Genomic DNA, 12832 nt, shown 5'->3' with positions numbered 1-12832 from the left:
TTTTTAAAGAAATCTATTAATTATTTTAAAATTTAATTTTTTCTCCAAAAGAAAGGAGTAAAAAGTATTAAAACTGTAAACAATTCTAACCTACCAATTAACATTAAAAAAGAGCAAAACCATTTTGCAGAAGAGGAAAGGTGTGCAAAACTATCTACAGGACTTACAGAACCAACTGCAGGGCCAATGTTACCTAATGAAGATGCCGCTGCACCTAAAGCAGATAGAAAATCTAATCCGAAGAACGTTAAAATTACAGATGAGATTATAAAAATTAACATATAGATTATGAAAAATGAAAGTATGTTAAAAACAATGTTTTTACTTACAGATTTACCATCATACCTAACAGGAATAATTGCATTTGGGTGTAACGCTTTTTTAAATTCTAAAAAACTATTTTTTAACATTACAATATGTCTTACTACTTTAACACCACCACTTGTAGAGCCTGCAGAACCACCTGTAAAAAATAAAGCAAAGAAAATACCAGTTGCAAAGAAACTCCACATTGTAAAATCTGCAGTTACAAAACCTGTTGTAGTTACTACAGAAGTTACCATAAAAAGTGCGTGTCTTATAGCGCTTTCTGCTTCTCCATAAACTTTAGGATGTGCAATTGTTGTTTGTAAATTTGGGTCTTGAAAAAAGTAAATTATTATAACGATGATAGACGATACTCCAATTATACCAAATAAATAATATTTAAATTCTTCACTTTGAAAAACTTTTTGAATTTTACCTTTTAAAGCAAAGTAAGTAAGTACAAAGTTTGTACCTGCCACTAACATAAAAAAGATAATAATGTATTGTACAAAAGGTAAGTTATTGTAAAAAGCTACACTGTTATTTTTAGTAGAAAAACCACCTGTACTAACTGTTGCCATTGCGTGATTAATGGCGTCAAACCAAGTCATACCAGCAACTTTTAAAAGAAAAAATTGAGCAAAGGTTAATACTACGTAAATTAAGTATAATCGTTTTGCGGTATCTGTAATTCTTGGGTGTAATTTATCTGCAGATGGACCAGGAGCTTCAGCTAAAAAAAGCTGCATACCACCAATACCTAATAAAGGTAAAATGGCAATGGTAAGTACAATTATACCCATTCCTCCAATCCAATGTGTGGCAGATCTCCAGAAAAGAATTCCTTTTGGCATTGCTTCAATATCCGTTAAAATAGAAGAACCAGTTGTAGAATAACCAGAAATGGTTTCGAAAAAAGCATCAGAAATATGGGGTATAGCACCAGAGAGTAAATAAGGTAACATTCCTGTAATGGAGAGAATTAACCATCCTAGTGTTACGATCAAATAACCTTCTTTTTTTTGAATGTTCTTGTTCTTAGTTTTGTTAAAGAAAAATAATAAAAGACCTATAAAAGTGGTGATTACACCGGCATTTAATATTCCCCAGGCTTCATCTTCAGCAGAAAAAAAACTAAAAGGAAAAGCGATAAACATAAAAAAACCGTTTAATATGGCTGTTATGCCTAAAAAACGATAGATTATTTTTAAGTTTAAGTTCCCCATATTTTATTTAAAAAATCTTTCTACTGTAGTAATCGCCTCAGGCAAACAGAACACAATAACTTTATCGCCAGTTTGTATTTGCATATCACCAAAAGGCATTAAAGCTTTACCATCTCTAATAACTCCGCCAAAAACGGCTTCTCTAGGAAAACGCAAATCTTTAATCTGTTTTTCAGTTACTTTGGCTTTTGGCTGTACTTCATATTCAAAAACCTCAGCATCTATATTATGTAAGTTGGCTAATTCTAAAATTTCACCTTTTCTGATATGTTTAAAAATATTACTGGCTGCAATTAGTTTTTTGTTGATGAGTGATTGAATTCCAATAGTTTGTGAAATATCGATATAATCCATATTTTCTACCAATGCAATTGTCTTTTTTACACCTTTAGATTTGGCTACCAAACAAGACATTATATTAGTTTCAGAATTACCAGTTACAGCAATAAAAGCATCAGTTTCTCTAATATTTTCTTCTTCTAATAATTCTAAATCTCTACCATCACCATTTATTACTAAAGTGCTGCAAAGTGTTTCAGCTAGAGATTCTGCTTTTTCTCTATTTTTTTCTATTAACTTAACTTTAAAGTTGTCTTCACATAGATTTCTAGCAGTTTTTTCGCCAATACTACTTCCACCTAAAATCATAACGTTTTTAATCTGGAATTGAGTTTTACCAATAATAGGATACAAATCTGCCATACTATAATTAGGTACAGAAAAATAAACTTGATCGTCTATTTGATAAACTGTATCTCCTCTAGGAATTATAGTTTGAGAAACATTCTCTCTTTTTATAGCAATAGTTGTAAAATCTACACTAGAAAATTTTTGGTTTGCTTCCATAACCGTTAAATCTACCAATGGCGATTTATAGGTTAAGGTAGTTCCCATAACATTAAATAATCCGCTTTCAAACTCAACTGTATCATTAAAAGAAGATTGATTTAGCAGCATTTTAATTTCATTAGCCGCCAACTCTTGAGGAGAAATCATAAAATCCAATCCGAATTTAGAAAAATCGACCTCACATTCATTTAAAAACTCAGGGTTATCTATTCTTGCAATTGTTTTTTTAACACCCAAAGATTTACCAATTACAGAAATTGTAAAATTTGTGTTTTGGCTATCTGTAACAGCAATTAACAAATCTGCAGAAGCAATACCAACCTCTTTTAATAATTTAATAGAAGTGGCATCACCTTTTTTAGTGATAACATCTAAATGATTATTAAGGTAATCTAACTTATCACCATCAAAATCGATAATGTAAGTGTCTTGAGATTCGTAAGAAAGAAGCTTGGCTAAATGAAATCCAACATCTCCAGCACCAGCTATAATGATCTTCATATTTAAAAAATAGAATATAGTGTGCAAAGATATGAAGAGTTTTATTGGAAATACAAATTATTAATTTTTTAGGTTGATAAAAAATATGCTTTTATGATAATTATCTTCTTTTTGAAAGAATAGAAATTTTAATTTTACTGATAAATTAATTTTTAAGACTCAAATTTTGCTAATAAAACAAAAAAAATTGCTCATAATCTTTAAATATGTTTTTTTTATTTTGTTGATGTATGCATGTCAAACAAAAGAAAAATATAAAGAGATTGATACCCATAAAAATGTATTTCTTACTGGTAAGGTAATTCCTGATAGTCATTTTTTAGGAGATCAAAAATGTAAAGAATGTCATGAAAATGAATTTAAAGATTGGCAAGGTTCTCATCATGATAAAGCTATGCAAATTGCAGATAGTGCTTCTATTTTGGCAAATTTTAATAATCAAAAATTTACGAGCCAAGGAGTTACTTCTACATTTTATAAAAAAGGGAAAGATTTTTATGTAAATACGGATGGTCCTGATGGTAAAAATCACGATTATAAAATCGTTTATACTTTTGGGGTTACACCTTTGCAACAATATATAGTTCAGTTTCCAGATGGGCATTATCAATGTTTAAGAACTGCTTGGGATTCTGTAAAAAACAAATGGTTCGATTTATATCCAGATTTTAAAGTGGTGCATTCAGAGTGGTTGCATTGGTCTAGAGGTGGTTTAAATTGGAACAATATGTGTGCAGATTGCCACTCAACCAATGTTCGTAAAAATTACGATGTAAAAACACATAGCTACAACACAAAATATGCAGTTATAAATGTGAATTGCGAAGCCTGCCATGGACCTGGACAACAGCATATAACAGATGTAGAAAAGTTAGGTAACAATTATGCAGCTACAGGTAGTTTCCAAATGACGAAAGAAACAGCGCCAAAAGAATTGGTAGATCAATGTGCGCGTTGTCATATGCGTAGAGAACAGTTTTCTAAAGATTTTAATTTTGAAGGTTCTTTGTTAGATCATTATTATCCGCAATTATTACAAGATCGAATTTACGAAGCAGATGGTCAGATTTTAGATGAGGTTTATGTTTATGGTTCTTTTACACAAAGTAAAATGTATCAAAATGATGTTACTTGTACCAATTGCCATAATCCACATTCTTTAAAACTAAAGTTCGATGGCAATGAATTGTGTGCACAATGTCATATACCCGAAAAATATGATACTCCAAAACATCATTTTCATCAACCCAATACAGCATCATCTAAATGTATTAATTGCCATATGACAGGTAAATATTATATGGGTAACGATTTTAGACGCGATCATAGTTTTAGAATACCAAGACCAGATTTAAGTGTAAAGTATGGAACTCCAAATGCTTGTTCTGGTTGTCATAAAGACAAAGATGATGTTTGGGCAGCAGCAAGTTTTACAAAGTTATTTGGAGCTGTAGATTCTATACATTATTCAGAAAAACTAGCACCAGGAATTACCATGGAACCTAATGGACATTTGGGTTTAATAGAGTTGATGAACGAAAAGCATCAACCAGAAATCGTAAGAGCATCCGCAGCAAAAGCATTATCGAATTACGATGTTGATGGTTTTATAGATGAGTTTACAAAACTCTTAAACGATGAATCAGCAATTGTTAGAGGTGCAAGTGTTGATGTTTTAAGTTTGATAAATAATACGGATTATACATCTTATTTTTTACCACTTTTAGAAGACCCGAAAAGAAGTATTAGAATTAAAGCATTTTTTGGTTTAGGTACTTTGGATGAAGCTCAGGTTCCAAAAGCATACCAAGAAAGTTATCAAAAGGTAAAAGATGAATTCTGGACACACGTTAAAGCAAATTCAGATTTTGTAGGTACAAGAGTTAAAAAAGGAGATTATTATATTAAACAAGGCAAACTTTTTGAGGCTATAGAAAGTTATGAAAGCGCACTTTCTATAGATAATATTAACAATCAAATACGTATAAATTTAGCCACATTATATTACAATACACAACAATTTGATAAAGCAGAAACTACCTATAAAAAGATTATTGAATTAGAGCCAGAATACGGGCCTGTTTATTATTCAATAGCGCTTTTGTATGCTGAGCTTAATAGAGTAGATGATGCCATTAGTCAGCTAAACAAAGCCCGAAAAATAATGCCAAATAACATTAGAGTGTATTATAATTTAGGTTTGTTGTACGATAAAAAGCAAAAGTATAAACAAGCTGAAAAAACAATTATTGCAGGTTTAAAAGTAGATAATACTAACGAAAGTTTGTTGTATGTGTTGGCTTATATTTATGCAAAATCCGAGCAAAAAGACAAAGCAAAAAACATTGCACAAAGGTTAATTGAACTATACCCAAATAACCAACAATACAGAACTTTTATAAGTCAATTATAGTTTCTTTTGGTTTTTTGTACTTTTATAGAAACTGTTTTATGGAAAAGTTAACAATAAAAAACTGGGCTTTAGATGATAGACCTCGCGAAAAATTACTAGCAAAAGGAAAAACGGTATTGTCTGACGCAGAATTGATTGCAATTTTAATTGGTTCTGGTAATAGAAACGAAAGTGCTGTAGCTTTATCTAAACGAATTTTAAAATCTGTTGAGGGTAATATCAATGCATTGGCAAAATTATCCGTAGAAAAATTAACCGAGTTTAAAGGTATAGGAGAAGCAAAAGCTATTGCAATTATTACAGCTTTAGAATTGGGTAAAAGAAGGCAATTAGAAACCGCTTTAGAAAAACCCAAAATTACTTGTAGTAAAGATGTTTTTAATTTGATGCAACCTATTATTGGCGATTTTGAACATGAAGAATTTTGGGTGCTTTTTTTAAGTAATTCTAATAAAGTTATTGCAAAATCTCAGGTAAGTAAAGGAGGTTTAACTGCTACAATTGTAGATGTTAGGTTGTTATTTAAAAGAGCTTTAGAGTTGGCTTGTGTGGGGTTAATTGTTTGCCATAATCATCCTTCAGGTAAATTACAGCCAAGTAGTGCAGATAAAAACATTACACAAAAAATAAAAGAAGCAGGGGTTACTTTAGATATAAAATTGTTAGATCATTTAATAATTACTCAAAAAGCGTATTTTAGCTTTGCAGATGAAGGGATTTTGTAATTACATAAAATTCATAAATCAAAATTCGTAACTCATTTAATGATATTAGTTTATACACATACAATAACACCAAGAATTCGCTATATTTTTAAGCATATTCTTACCAGAACCTTATTGATTTCGGTAGATTTCACAACTAAAATCGAAGAATTTGTTGCGCATAATGGTCCTAAATTATCGTATACCAAAACTCCATTAGGTGCCGAATTTTTTATTAAAAGCAACGATTTGTTGTTTGAGCAAGGTTTAAATGATGTAGAAATAATGATGAACAAATGGGAAGAAGTTCCTTGTTTTTTTGCAACCAATGCAAAGTCATCTATTCCTTTTGATATTTTTGCGGCAAGTTTTTACCTAATTACTCGTTACGAAGAATATTTACCACACGTTAAAGATGTTCACGGACGTTATACAGCAGAACAGAGTTTAGCGTTTAAAAAAGGGTTTTTAGAAAAACCAGTTGTAGATATTTGGGCATACAAATTTTTAAAATCATTAAAAGAAAAATTCCCAGATTACGTTTATAAAACTAGAGCCTACAACTTTATTTCTACTGTAGATATTGATAATGCCTTTGCTTACAAACACAAAAGTTTAGTAAGAAGTGTTGGTGGTTTTGTAAACGACTTATTTCATTTTAAATTACTGAATGTTTGGACCCGTTTTGCAGTTACGTTTAATATAAAAAGCGATCCTTTTAATACTTTTCCTAAACTCTTAAGGTTTAAAAAAGATTATAATGTAAAAACAATTTTCTTTTTCTTAATTGGCGATTATTCTACTTTTGATACCAATGTTTCTGCCTCTAAAGAAAAATACAGATTGCTTATTAAAGAAATGGTAGATTATGCAAAAGTAGGTCTGCATCCTTCTTATTTTTCGATGCAAGATGCAGCCAAATTAAAGAAAGAAAAAGAAAGGTTAGAGAGCATTACTAATACACCAGTTAAAAGTTCTAGGCAACATTATTTACGTTTTAGTCTGCCAGAAACTTATCAAAATTTAATCGATTTAGAAATAGAAGAAGATTATTCTATGGGATATGCCAGTAATGTAGGTTTTAGAGCAAGTACTTGCACTCCTTTTTATTTTTACGATTTAGATTTTGAGATTCAAACACCATTAAAAATCTTTCCTTTTGCTGTTATGGATACCACTTTAAACGATTATATGAAACTAACTCCAAAACAATCTTTAGGTAGAATAAGAGATTTAAAAAATGAAGTAAAAGCAGTAAACGGAACTTTTATCACGCTGTTTCATAACGAAAGTTTAAGCGATTATATTCGTTGGAAAGGTTGGAAACGTTTGTACGAATCGATGCTTAAAATTGCCACTTCTTAAATGATAACGTACATTAAAAGAAAGGATTTAGAAGACGATAAATACGATGCTTGTATAGAAAATTCCTTGCAAAGTAGAATTTATGCTTTGTCTTGGTATTTAGATATTGTTGCAGACCATTGGGATGTTTTAGTTTTAGATGATTACAAAGCTGTAATGCCAATACCTTGGAAACAAAAATATCTTTTAAAATATGTAACTCAGCCACTTTTTTGTCAGCAATTGGGCGTTTTTTCTTCTAAAATAATATCTAAAAATCAGCTGGAAACTTTTTTTAAAAAAGTGTCATCAAGATTTGTAAAAGTTTCTTTGTGTTTAAATCCTTCTAATTATTTTGATGATGATTCTAATACCCGAAAAAATTATATTTTAAATTTAAATTCTGATTATCAAAGTTTATTAGCAAGTTTTTCTAGAACCAGAAGGCAAAGAGTAAAACTAGGAATAAAAAATAATTTAAAAGTTAAACCAGTTGTTATTGATAAATTGATTGAAATTCAAAAAAGAAATTATAATTATGATGGTTTTTCTGAAACTATTATTTTAGAAATTTCTGATTCTTCAACAGATTCTGACAGGGTTGAAGTATTAGGAGTTTATAAAGAAAATGAACTTTTAGGTGGAGGATTGTTTGTAAAACATCAAGAAAGAATTATTTATCTTTTTTCATCTTTTACGAATAATGGAAGAAAATATCAAGCAGCTAGTTTTTTAATAAATTATATTATAGAGCAAAATCAGCAACAAAATAAAGTTTTAGATTTTGAAGGGGGTAATATTAAAAGTATTGGTGATTTTTTTAGAAGTTTTGGTGCAGAGAAAGAAACTTTAACTATGTTTTCTAGAAAGTTATTTAAGCTTTAGAAATCATAAAATTTTTATATGTTTCAGGTACTTTTTTATTAAAAACTATTTCTGATAAATCTTCAGAATACAGTTCTTTTTGTTTGATTACTTTACAAGGGTTACCAACTGCAATAGAATTATCAGGAATATCTTTATTTACTAAAGAATTCGCGCCAATAATTACATTATTACCAATTATTACTTCTGGTAAAACTGTGCTATTTGCACCAATCCAAACATTATTGCCTATTTCTATAGGTTTTCCTGAAGTATGTTCTCTTAAATTATTAGACTTATGATTAGATGAAATAATATGAACTCCAGGCCCAAGTTCTATGTTAGAGCCAAATATAATTCCGTTGTTTGCTTGTATATAATTGTTTAAATTATCTCCAGGATCACAAAGAATACCTTTCGTAATATTTTCTGGTGATACTACTTTAGAAGTAAAATGAACAGGCCATTTTACTTTAGGATTTAACCGAAATAATTTCTGCGGAATTAAATAATGAAAAAACAAAATGTAATAACGTTGATACCCATATTTTGGGCGATAATATTCTGGGTATAACCAGTTAATTATCCAACCAAAAAAGAAAAAATCTAGTTTTTTAAACATTTATTTTATCATATTTTAAATGATTAAAGAAGTAATATAACATTATATAATAACCTATTCCACCAAATAAAGATAATATAATTACAGTATATAGTATGTTATTATATAATGTGCCATAATATATAGCAACTACATTAATTAAAAATAAATAACAATTAAACATTAAACCAATTAAATTTTTATTTAAAACTATTATTAAGCTACTAATCGGATTAAATGAACTTTTTGCTAAAATTAAAAACGATAAAATTAAAATAAAAGAATTTAAATCCTTCCATTGATTTTCAAAATATAGGTTTAAAATATATATGCCTAAAGTATTTATTATGAGTAAAAACGAAAGCATAATTATTAAATTTGAAATAACAATTTTTTTCGTTATGGAAAATAATTCATCATTTTTTTTAACAACCAGTTCTGACGATTCTCTAAAATATACTTGAGATATTGAGGAAGAAATTAAGAACAAAGGAGTTGCTAATATTTTAATACTAAAGAAGTAAACTCCAGCTTTTTCAGCGCCAAAAAAAGTAAGGATTAATATAGGCATTAAATTATTAGCAAAACTATTAATGATATTAGATGGTAATAAAAATTTAATTAGAGTGTTGTTTGATTTAAAACCTTTCTTTACTTCCTTAAAATTTATGGACTTAATATGCTTATTATTAATGTAAAAATTATAAGATAGTAATACTAGTTGAGAAATCAAAAGACCAATAATTAAACCTAGAATATTGTAAAAAGCATAAAGAATATATTGAAATAGGACATTAAAAATTGCTGCAAAAATTTTCGAGTTAGATAAAATGGAAAACTTTTTTTGAAAAGTAAAAAGACTTTGATGAGTTAAGTTATACGTTATAACTACTGAGCCTACAAGAGATAGAAGAAATATAATTGAATTAAGTCTTTCAAAAATAATAAGTTTTGAAAAAAGATGTAATAGTATAAATAGAAAAATGATAATAATTGGAATAATTATTAAAATAAAATTGAACCAATTTGTACTTTCTTCTTTAGTGTTTGATGTTATAATACAATTATCTAATTGTAAAGTTCCAATTATTGAAGCTATGCTAGTAATGCTAATAAAAAAACCTAAATATCCATAAGCCTCTTCACCATAGAGTTTTGCAAGATAAATACCTACTAATACAGCAATGATTTGAGCAATAATAGTTCCTCTAAACATTATAACGATGTTTTTGTAGAAAAAAGATATTGGCTTTTTGTTTACTTTAGCAGTCAATTTTTTTTTTTCAAAAATACATAAAAATGCTTTAGGGCTTTAAGCGGTAGTTAACTATTGAATAATTTATGAAAACTATAGATAGAAATAAAATAAAACACATCTTTTTCGATTTAGATCATACATTATGGGATTTCGAAAAAAACTCAGAATTAGCACTCCAGAAAGTATTTAAAAAGCAAAATATAAGTTTAAATTTAGATACTTTTTTAGAAGTTTACAAACCTATTAATTTAGAATTCTGGCGATTATTTAGAAGCGATAAAGTTACCAAAAGTGAGTTAAGATATGGCAGACTAAAGAAAACTTTCGATGCTTTAAATTATACTATTTCAGATGATGTAATAGATACAATAGGCATAGAATATATTGAGTTTTTACCACATTTTAATTATTTGTTCGATGGTACTTTCGAAATTTTAGACTATTTAAAAGACAAATACAAACTGCATATTATTACCAATGGTTTTCAAGAAGTGCAACTTAAAAAAATGGAAAGTTCTAAAATTATTCATTATTTTGATGCGATTATAACTTCAGAATCTGTTGGTGTTAAAAAACCAAATTCAGAAGTTTTTACATATTCTTTGAACTTAGCGAATGCAAAAAGCGAAAACTCTTTAATGATTGGCGATAGTGTAGAAGCAGATATTTTGGGTGCATTAAATGTAGGCATGCAAGCTTTGCATTGTAATTTCGATAATGTAGATATTAAGAGCCAAAACTTTAAAAGTGTTACTTCTTTATTAGAAATAAAACAATATTTGTAACTTTAACCACGTTATCATTTAGATATTACGTTTTTAGAACCTCCCCCTTACTATTTATGAAAATACCAAAATTAATATACTTTTTACTAAGTTTTTTCATCTTTACTTCTTGTGCAGAAAGTTTAGATTTTGATCAGTTAGAAGATTATTTAGCAAAACCTGTTTTTACAGCATCCTTAACTTATTTTAACGTACAACCTTTTCAATTTTTTGACGAAAATGGAGTACAACAAAATAGTAGAGAAGATATTACAGATTTTATTGTTTTCGAGAATTCATTTTTTCGAGAAAATGTCGTTAAAATTGTTTTTAATGCAGAATTTAAAAATGAATTTGATAGAGCTGTAAGAATAGAAGTAGATTTTTTAAATGAGAATAATATTGCAATTTATTCTTTTGCTCCGATAATTGTTGAAGGTGGAGATACAATTCCACCACCTTACGAAGAAGAAATTATTATAGCCTCAAGTCTTAATGTTTTAAGTGCAACTAAAGTTAGATTTAGAGCTTTTTTAGAAGATACTGGTACTCAAATGAACCCTTTAGATACAAGTGAGTTTGAGTTTAGATCTTCTGTAACTTTATTTGTAGAGACCGATCTTTAATATGAAGAAAATTATATTCCTTTTATTTATTGTTTGGTTACAAAAAACTGTTGCCCAAAATAGACAGATTTTATACAATTTTGCAGAATTGCCCCAAACACAATTATTAAATCCTGCCGCAGAAACCAATTATAAGTTTTATGTTGGTATTCCTTTATTATCTGGTTTTTCTACGGATGTTGGTTCTACAGGCTTAGTATTAACAGATTTATTTGCTAAAGATAATATAGACATAAATGATAAAATTTCGGCAGCTTTTAGCAAATTATCCACAGAAGATTTTGTAAAAATAAACACACAAATAGAGGTTTTTAGTGGTGGTTATCGTTTAAATGATAAAATAAATTTCAGTTTTGGTTTTTACGAAGAGGTTGATGGTATTGGGTATTTTGCAAAAGATGTGTACGATCTTTATAGCGAAGGTAATAGTGCACATTTAAATCGAAGTTTTAGTGTATCGAAAATTCGCTACAAATTAGATGTTTTGGGAGTTTTGCACTTTGGAGTATCAAAAAAAATAGACGAAAAATTAACGATTGGTGGTAGATTTAAAATTTATTCATCAGCATTAAATGTAGAATCAAATAACAATACAGGAACCTTTACCACAATAGAAGGAGAAAATAATTTATACACGCATTATTTTAATAATTTAAATGCTAATTTTAGAACTTCTGGTCTTGTAAATGCAGAAACAAATAAATACAATAGAGATGCAGCTGAATATGTGAAAAACACTTTTTTAGCTGGTAATTTAGGTTTGGGTTTCGATGCTGGTTTTACTTATAGGGTTTCTCCACAACTAGAGTTTTCTGGTAGTATTCTAGATGTAGGATTTATATCTCATTCTAAAAATGTAAAAACCACAATTGTTAATGGCGATTTTGTTTTTGAAGGGATAAACTTTCTTTTTGGTGAAGATAACATCAATTACTGGAATGAAATTGATGAACGTTTTGATGAAGAATTACCAAGAGAAGATAATCAAGAAACCTATATTTCTTGGAGACCAACTAAAATAAATGCAGCTGTAAAATACAGTTTTGGTGAAAAAAGGAGTAAGGTTTGTTATGATAATCGTTACAAAGATTTTTATACTGATGCAATAGGGGTACAGCTTTTTAGTGTTTTTAGACCTCTAAGACCACAGTTGGCACTTACAGCTTTTTATGAAAAATCTTTATCAAATAAAATACATACTAAATTTACATATACTATAGATGATATTTCTTTTGCCAATCTTGGTGCAGGTCTTTCTATGCAATTTGGTAAAGTTAATTTTTATGGAATGTTCGATAATATTTTGTCTTACAAAAACCTCTCATCAGCAAATAGTGTATCTTTACAACTAGGTATAAATTTAATATTTAATTAAA

General features: G+C 28.6%; 11 protein-coding genes. 7 read left to right on the top strand and 4 right to left on the bottom strand.

Annotated elements, in window-relative coordinates:
* Positions 1-32: 32 nt before the first annotated feature.
* Both BW723_RS01705 and trkA read right to left on the bottom strand, forming a co-directional pair.
* Complete coding sequence (locus BW723_RS01705) at positions 33-1532, bottom strand: TrkH family potassium uptake protein (RefSeq protein ID WP_068363200.1); 1500 nt, start codon at positions 1530-1532, stop codon at positions 33-35.
* 3 nt (positions 1533-1535) lie between these two features.
* On the bottom strand, positions 1536-2882 hold the full coding sequence (trkA, locus tag BW723_RS01700; protein ID WP_068363203.1) for a Trk system potassium transporter TrkA: 1347 nt from the start codon (positions 2880-2882) through the stop codon (positions 1536-1538).
* 226 nt (positions 2883-3108) lie between these two features.
* Here trkA and BW723_RS01695 point away from each other — a divergent pair, with 226 nt between their 5' ends.
* From BW723_RS01695 to BW723_RS01680, 4 genes are read left to right on the top strand one after another with little or no spacing between them, the layout of a single operon-like run.
* Positions 3109-5295: a tetratricopeptide repeat protein gene (locus BW723_RS01695; RefSeq protein WP_068363208.1), complete on the top strand. Its 2187-nt coding sequence runs from the start codon at positions 3109-3111 to the stop codon at positions 5293-5295.
* A 38-nt stretch (positions 5296-5333) separates the two neighbouring features.
* Positions 5334-6020 carry a RadC family protein gene (radC, locus tag BW723_RS01690; RefSeq protein WP_068363211.1) on the top strand — a complete coding sequence of 229 codons (687 nt, stop codon included), beginning with the start codon at positions 5334-5336 and terminating at the stop codon, positions 6018-6020.
* Positions 6021-6059: 39 nt separating this feature from the next.
* The gene (locus BW723_RS01685) at positions 6060-7364 is read left to right on the top strand and encodes a polysaccharide deacetylase family protein (protein WP_068363214.1); all 1305 of its coding nucleotides are present in this window, start codon (positions 6060-6062) and stop codon (positions 7362-7364) included.
* Entirely contained in the window at positions 7365-8228 is an 864-nt protein-coding gene (locus tag BW723_RS01680) for a hypothetical protein (protein ID WP_068363217.1), read from the top strand.
* Here the strand turns inward: BW723_RS01680 and BW723_RS01675 are convergent.
* Both BW723_RS01675 and BW723_RS01670 read right to left on the bottom strand, forming a co-directional pair.
* A complete protein-coding gene (locus BW723_RS01675) occupies positions 8218-8829 on the bottom strand; it encodes a DapH/DapD/GlmU-related protein (protein ID WP_068363219.1) in 612 nt (203 codons plus the stop codon). The two genes, BW723_RS01680 and BW723_RS01675, sit on opposite strands and share 11 nt — an antisense overlap.
* Positions 8822-10024 carry a lipopolysaccharide biosynthesis protein gene (locus BW723_RS01670; protein ID WP_068363222.1) on the bottom strand — a complete coding sequence of 401 codons (1203 nt, stop codon included), beginning with the start codon at positions 10022-10024 and terminating at the stop codon, positions 8822-8824. The genes BW723_RS01675 and BW723_RS01670 overlap by 8 nt, the downstream gene beginning before the upstream one ends.
* A 125-nt stretch (positions 10025-10149) precedes the next feature.
* On the opposite strand from BW723_RS01670, the gene BW723_RS01665 reads away from it, so the two are divergent.
* From BW723_RS01665 to BW723_RS01655, 3 genes are read left to right on the top strand one after another with little or no spacing between them, the layout of a single operon-like run.
* Complete coding sequence (locus BW723_RS01665; protein WP_068363229.1) at positions 10150-10851, top strand: YjjG family noncanonical pyrimidine nucleotidase; 702 nt, start codon at positions 10150-10152, stop codon at positions 10849-10851.
* A 56-nt stretch (positions 10852-10907) separates the two neighbouring features.
* A complete protein-coding gene (locus tag BW723_RS01660; protein ID WP_068363232.1) occupies positions 10908-11456 on the top strand; it encodes a hypothetical protein in 549 nt (182 codons plus the stop codon).
* Position 11457: 1 nt separating this feature from the next.
* Positions 11458-12831 (top strand): DUF5723 family protein, encoded by a 1374-nt coding sequence (locus BW723_RS01655; protein ID WP_068363235.1) that lies wholly within the window; start codon positions 11458-11460, stop codon positions 12829-12831.
* The last annotated feature ends 1 nt before the right edge of the window (position 12832 follow it).

It is taken from the genome of Polaribacter reichenbachii (genome assembly GCF_001975665.1).
Lineage (GTDB): Bacteria > Bacteroidota > Bacteroidia > Flavobacteriales > Flavobacteriaceae > Polaribacter > Polaribacter reichenbachii.
Note: the sequence above shows the minus strand (reverse complement) of the source record. Positions and strands in the feature narration are given on the sequence as shown.

Excerpts from the sequence above, each read along its gene's own strand:
- BW723_RS01705 (WP_068363200.1), bottom strand. The coding sequence starts at position 1,532 with ATGGGGAACTTAAACTTAAAAATAATCTATCGTTTTTTAGGCATAACA.
- trkA (WP_068363203.1), bottom strand. The coding sequence starts at position 2,882 with ATGAAGATCATTATAGCTGGTGCTGGAGATGTTGGATTTCATTTAGCC.
- BW723_RS01695 (WP_068363208.1), top strand. The coding sequence starts at position 3,109 with ATGTATGCATGTCAAACAAAAGAAAAATATAAAGAGATTGATACCCAT.
- radC (WP_068363211.1), top strand. The coding sequence starts at position 5,334 with ATGGAAAAGTTAACAATAAAAAACTGGGCTTTAGATGATAGACCTCGC.
- BW723_RS01685 (WP_068363214.1), top strand. The coding sequence starts at position 6,060 with ATGATATTAGTTTATACACATACAATAACACCAAGAATTCGCTATATT.
- BW723_RS01680 (WP_068363217.1), top strand. The coding sequence starts at position 7,365 with ATGATAACGTACATTAAAAGAAAGGATTTAGAAGACGATAAATACGAT.
- BW723_RS01675 (WP_068363219.1), bottom strand. The coding sequence starts at position 8,829 with ATGTTTAAAAAACTAGATTTTTTCTTTTTTGGTTGGATAATTAACTGG.
- BW723_RS01670 (WP_068363222.1), bottom strand. The coding sequence starts at position 10,024 with ATGTTTAGAGGAACTATTATTGCTCAAATCATTGCTGTATTAGTAGGT.
- BW723_RS01665 (WP_068363229.1), top strand. The coding sequence starts at position 10,150 with ATGAAAACTATAGATAGAAATAAAATAAAACACATCTTTTTCGATTTA.
- BW723_RS01660 (WP_068363232.1), top strand. The coding sequence starts at position 10,908 with ATGAAAATACCAAAATTAATATACTTTTTACTAAGTTTTTTCATCTTT.
- BW723_RS01655 (WP_068363235.1), top strand. The coding sequence starts at position 11,458 with ATGAAGAAAATTATATTCCTTTTATTTATTGTTTGGTTACAAAAAACT.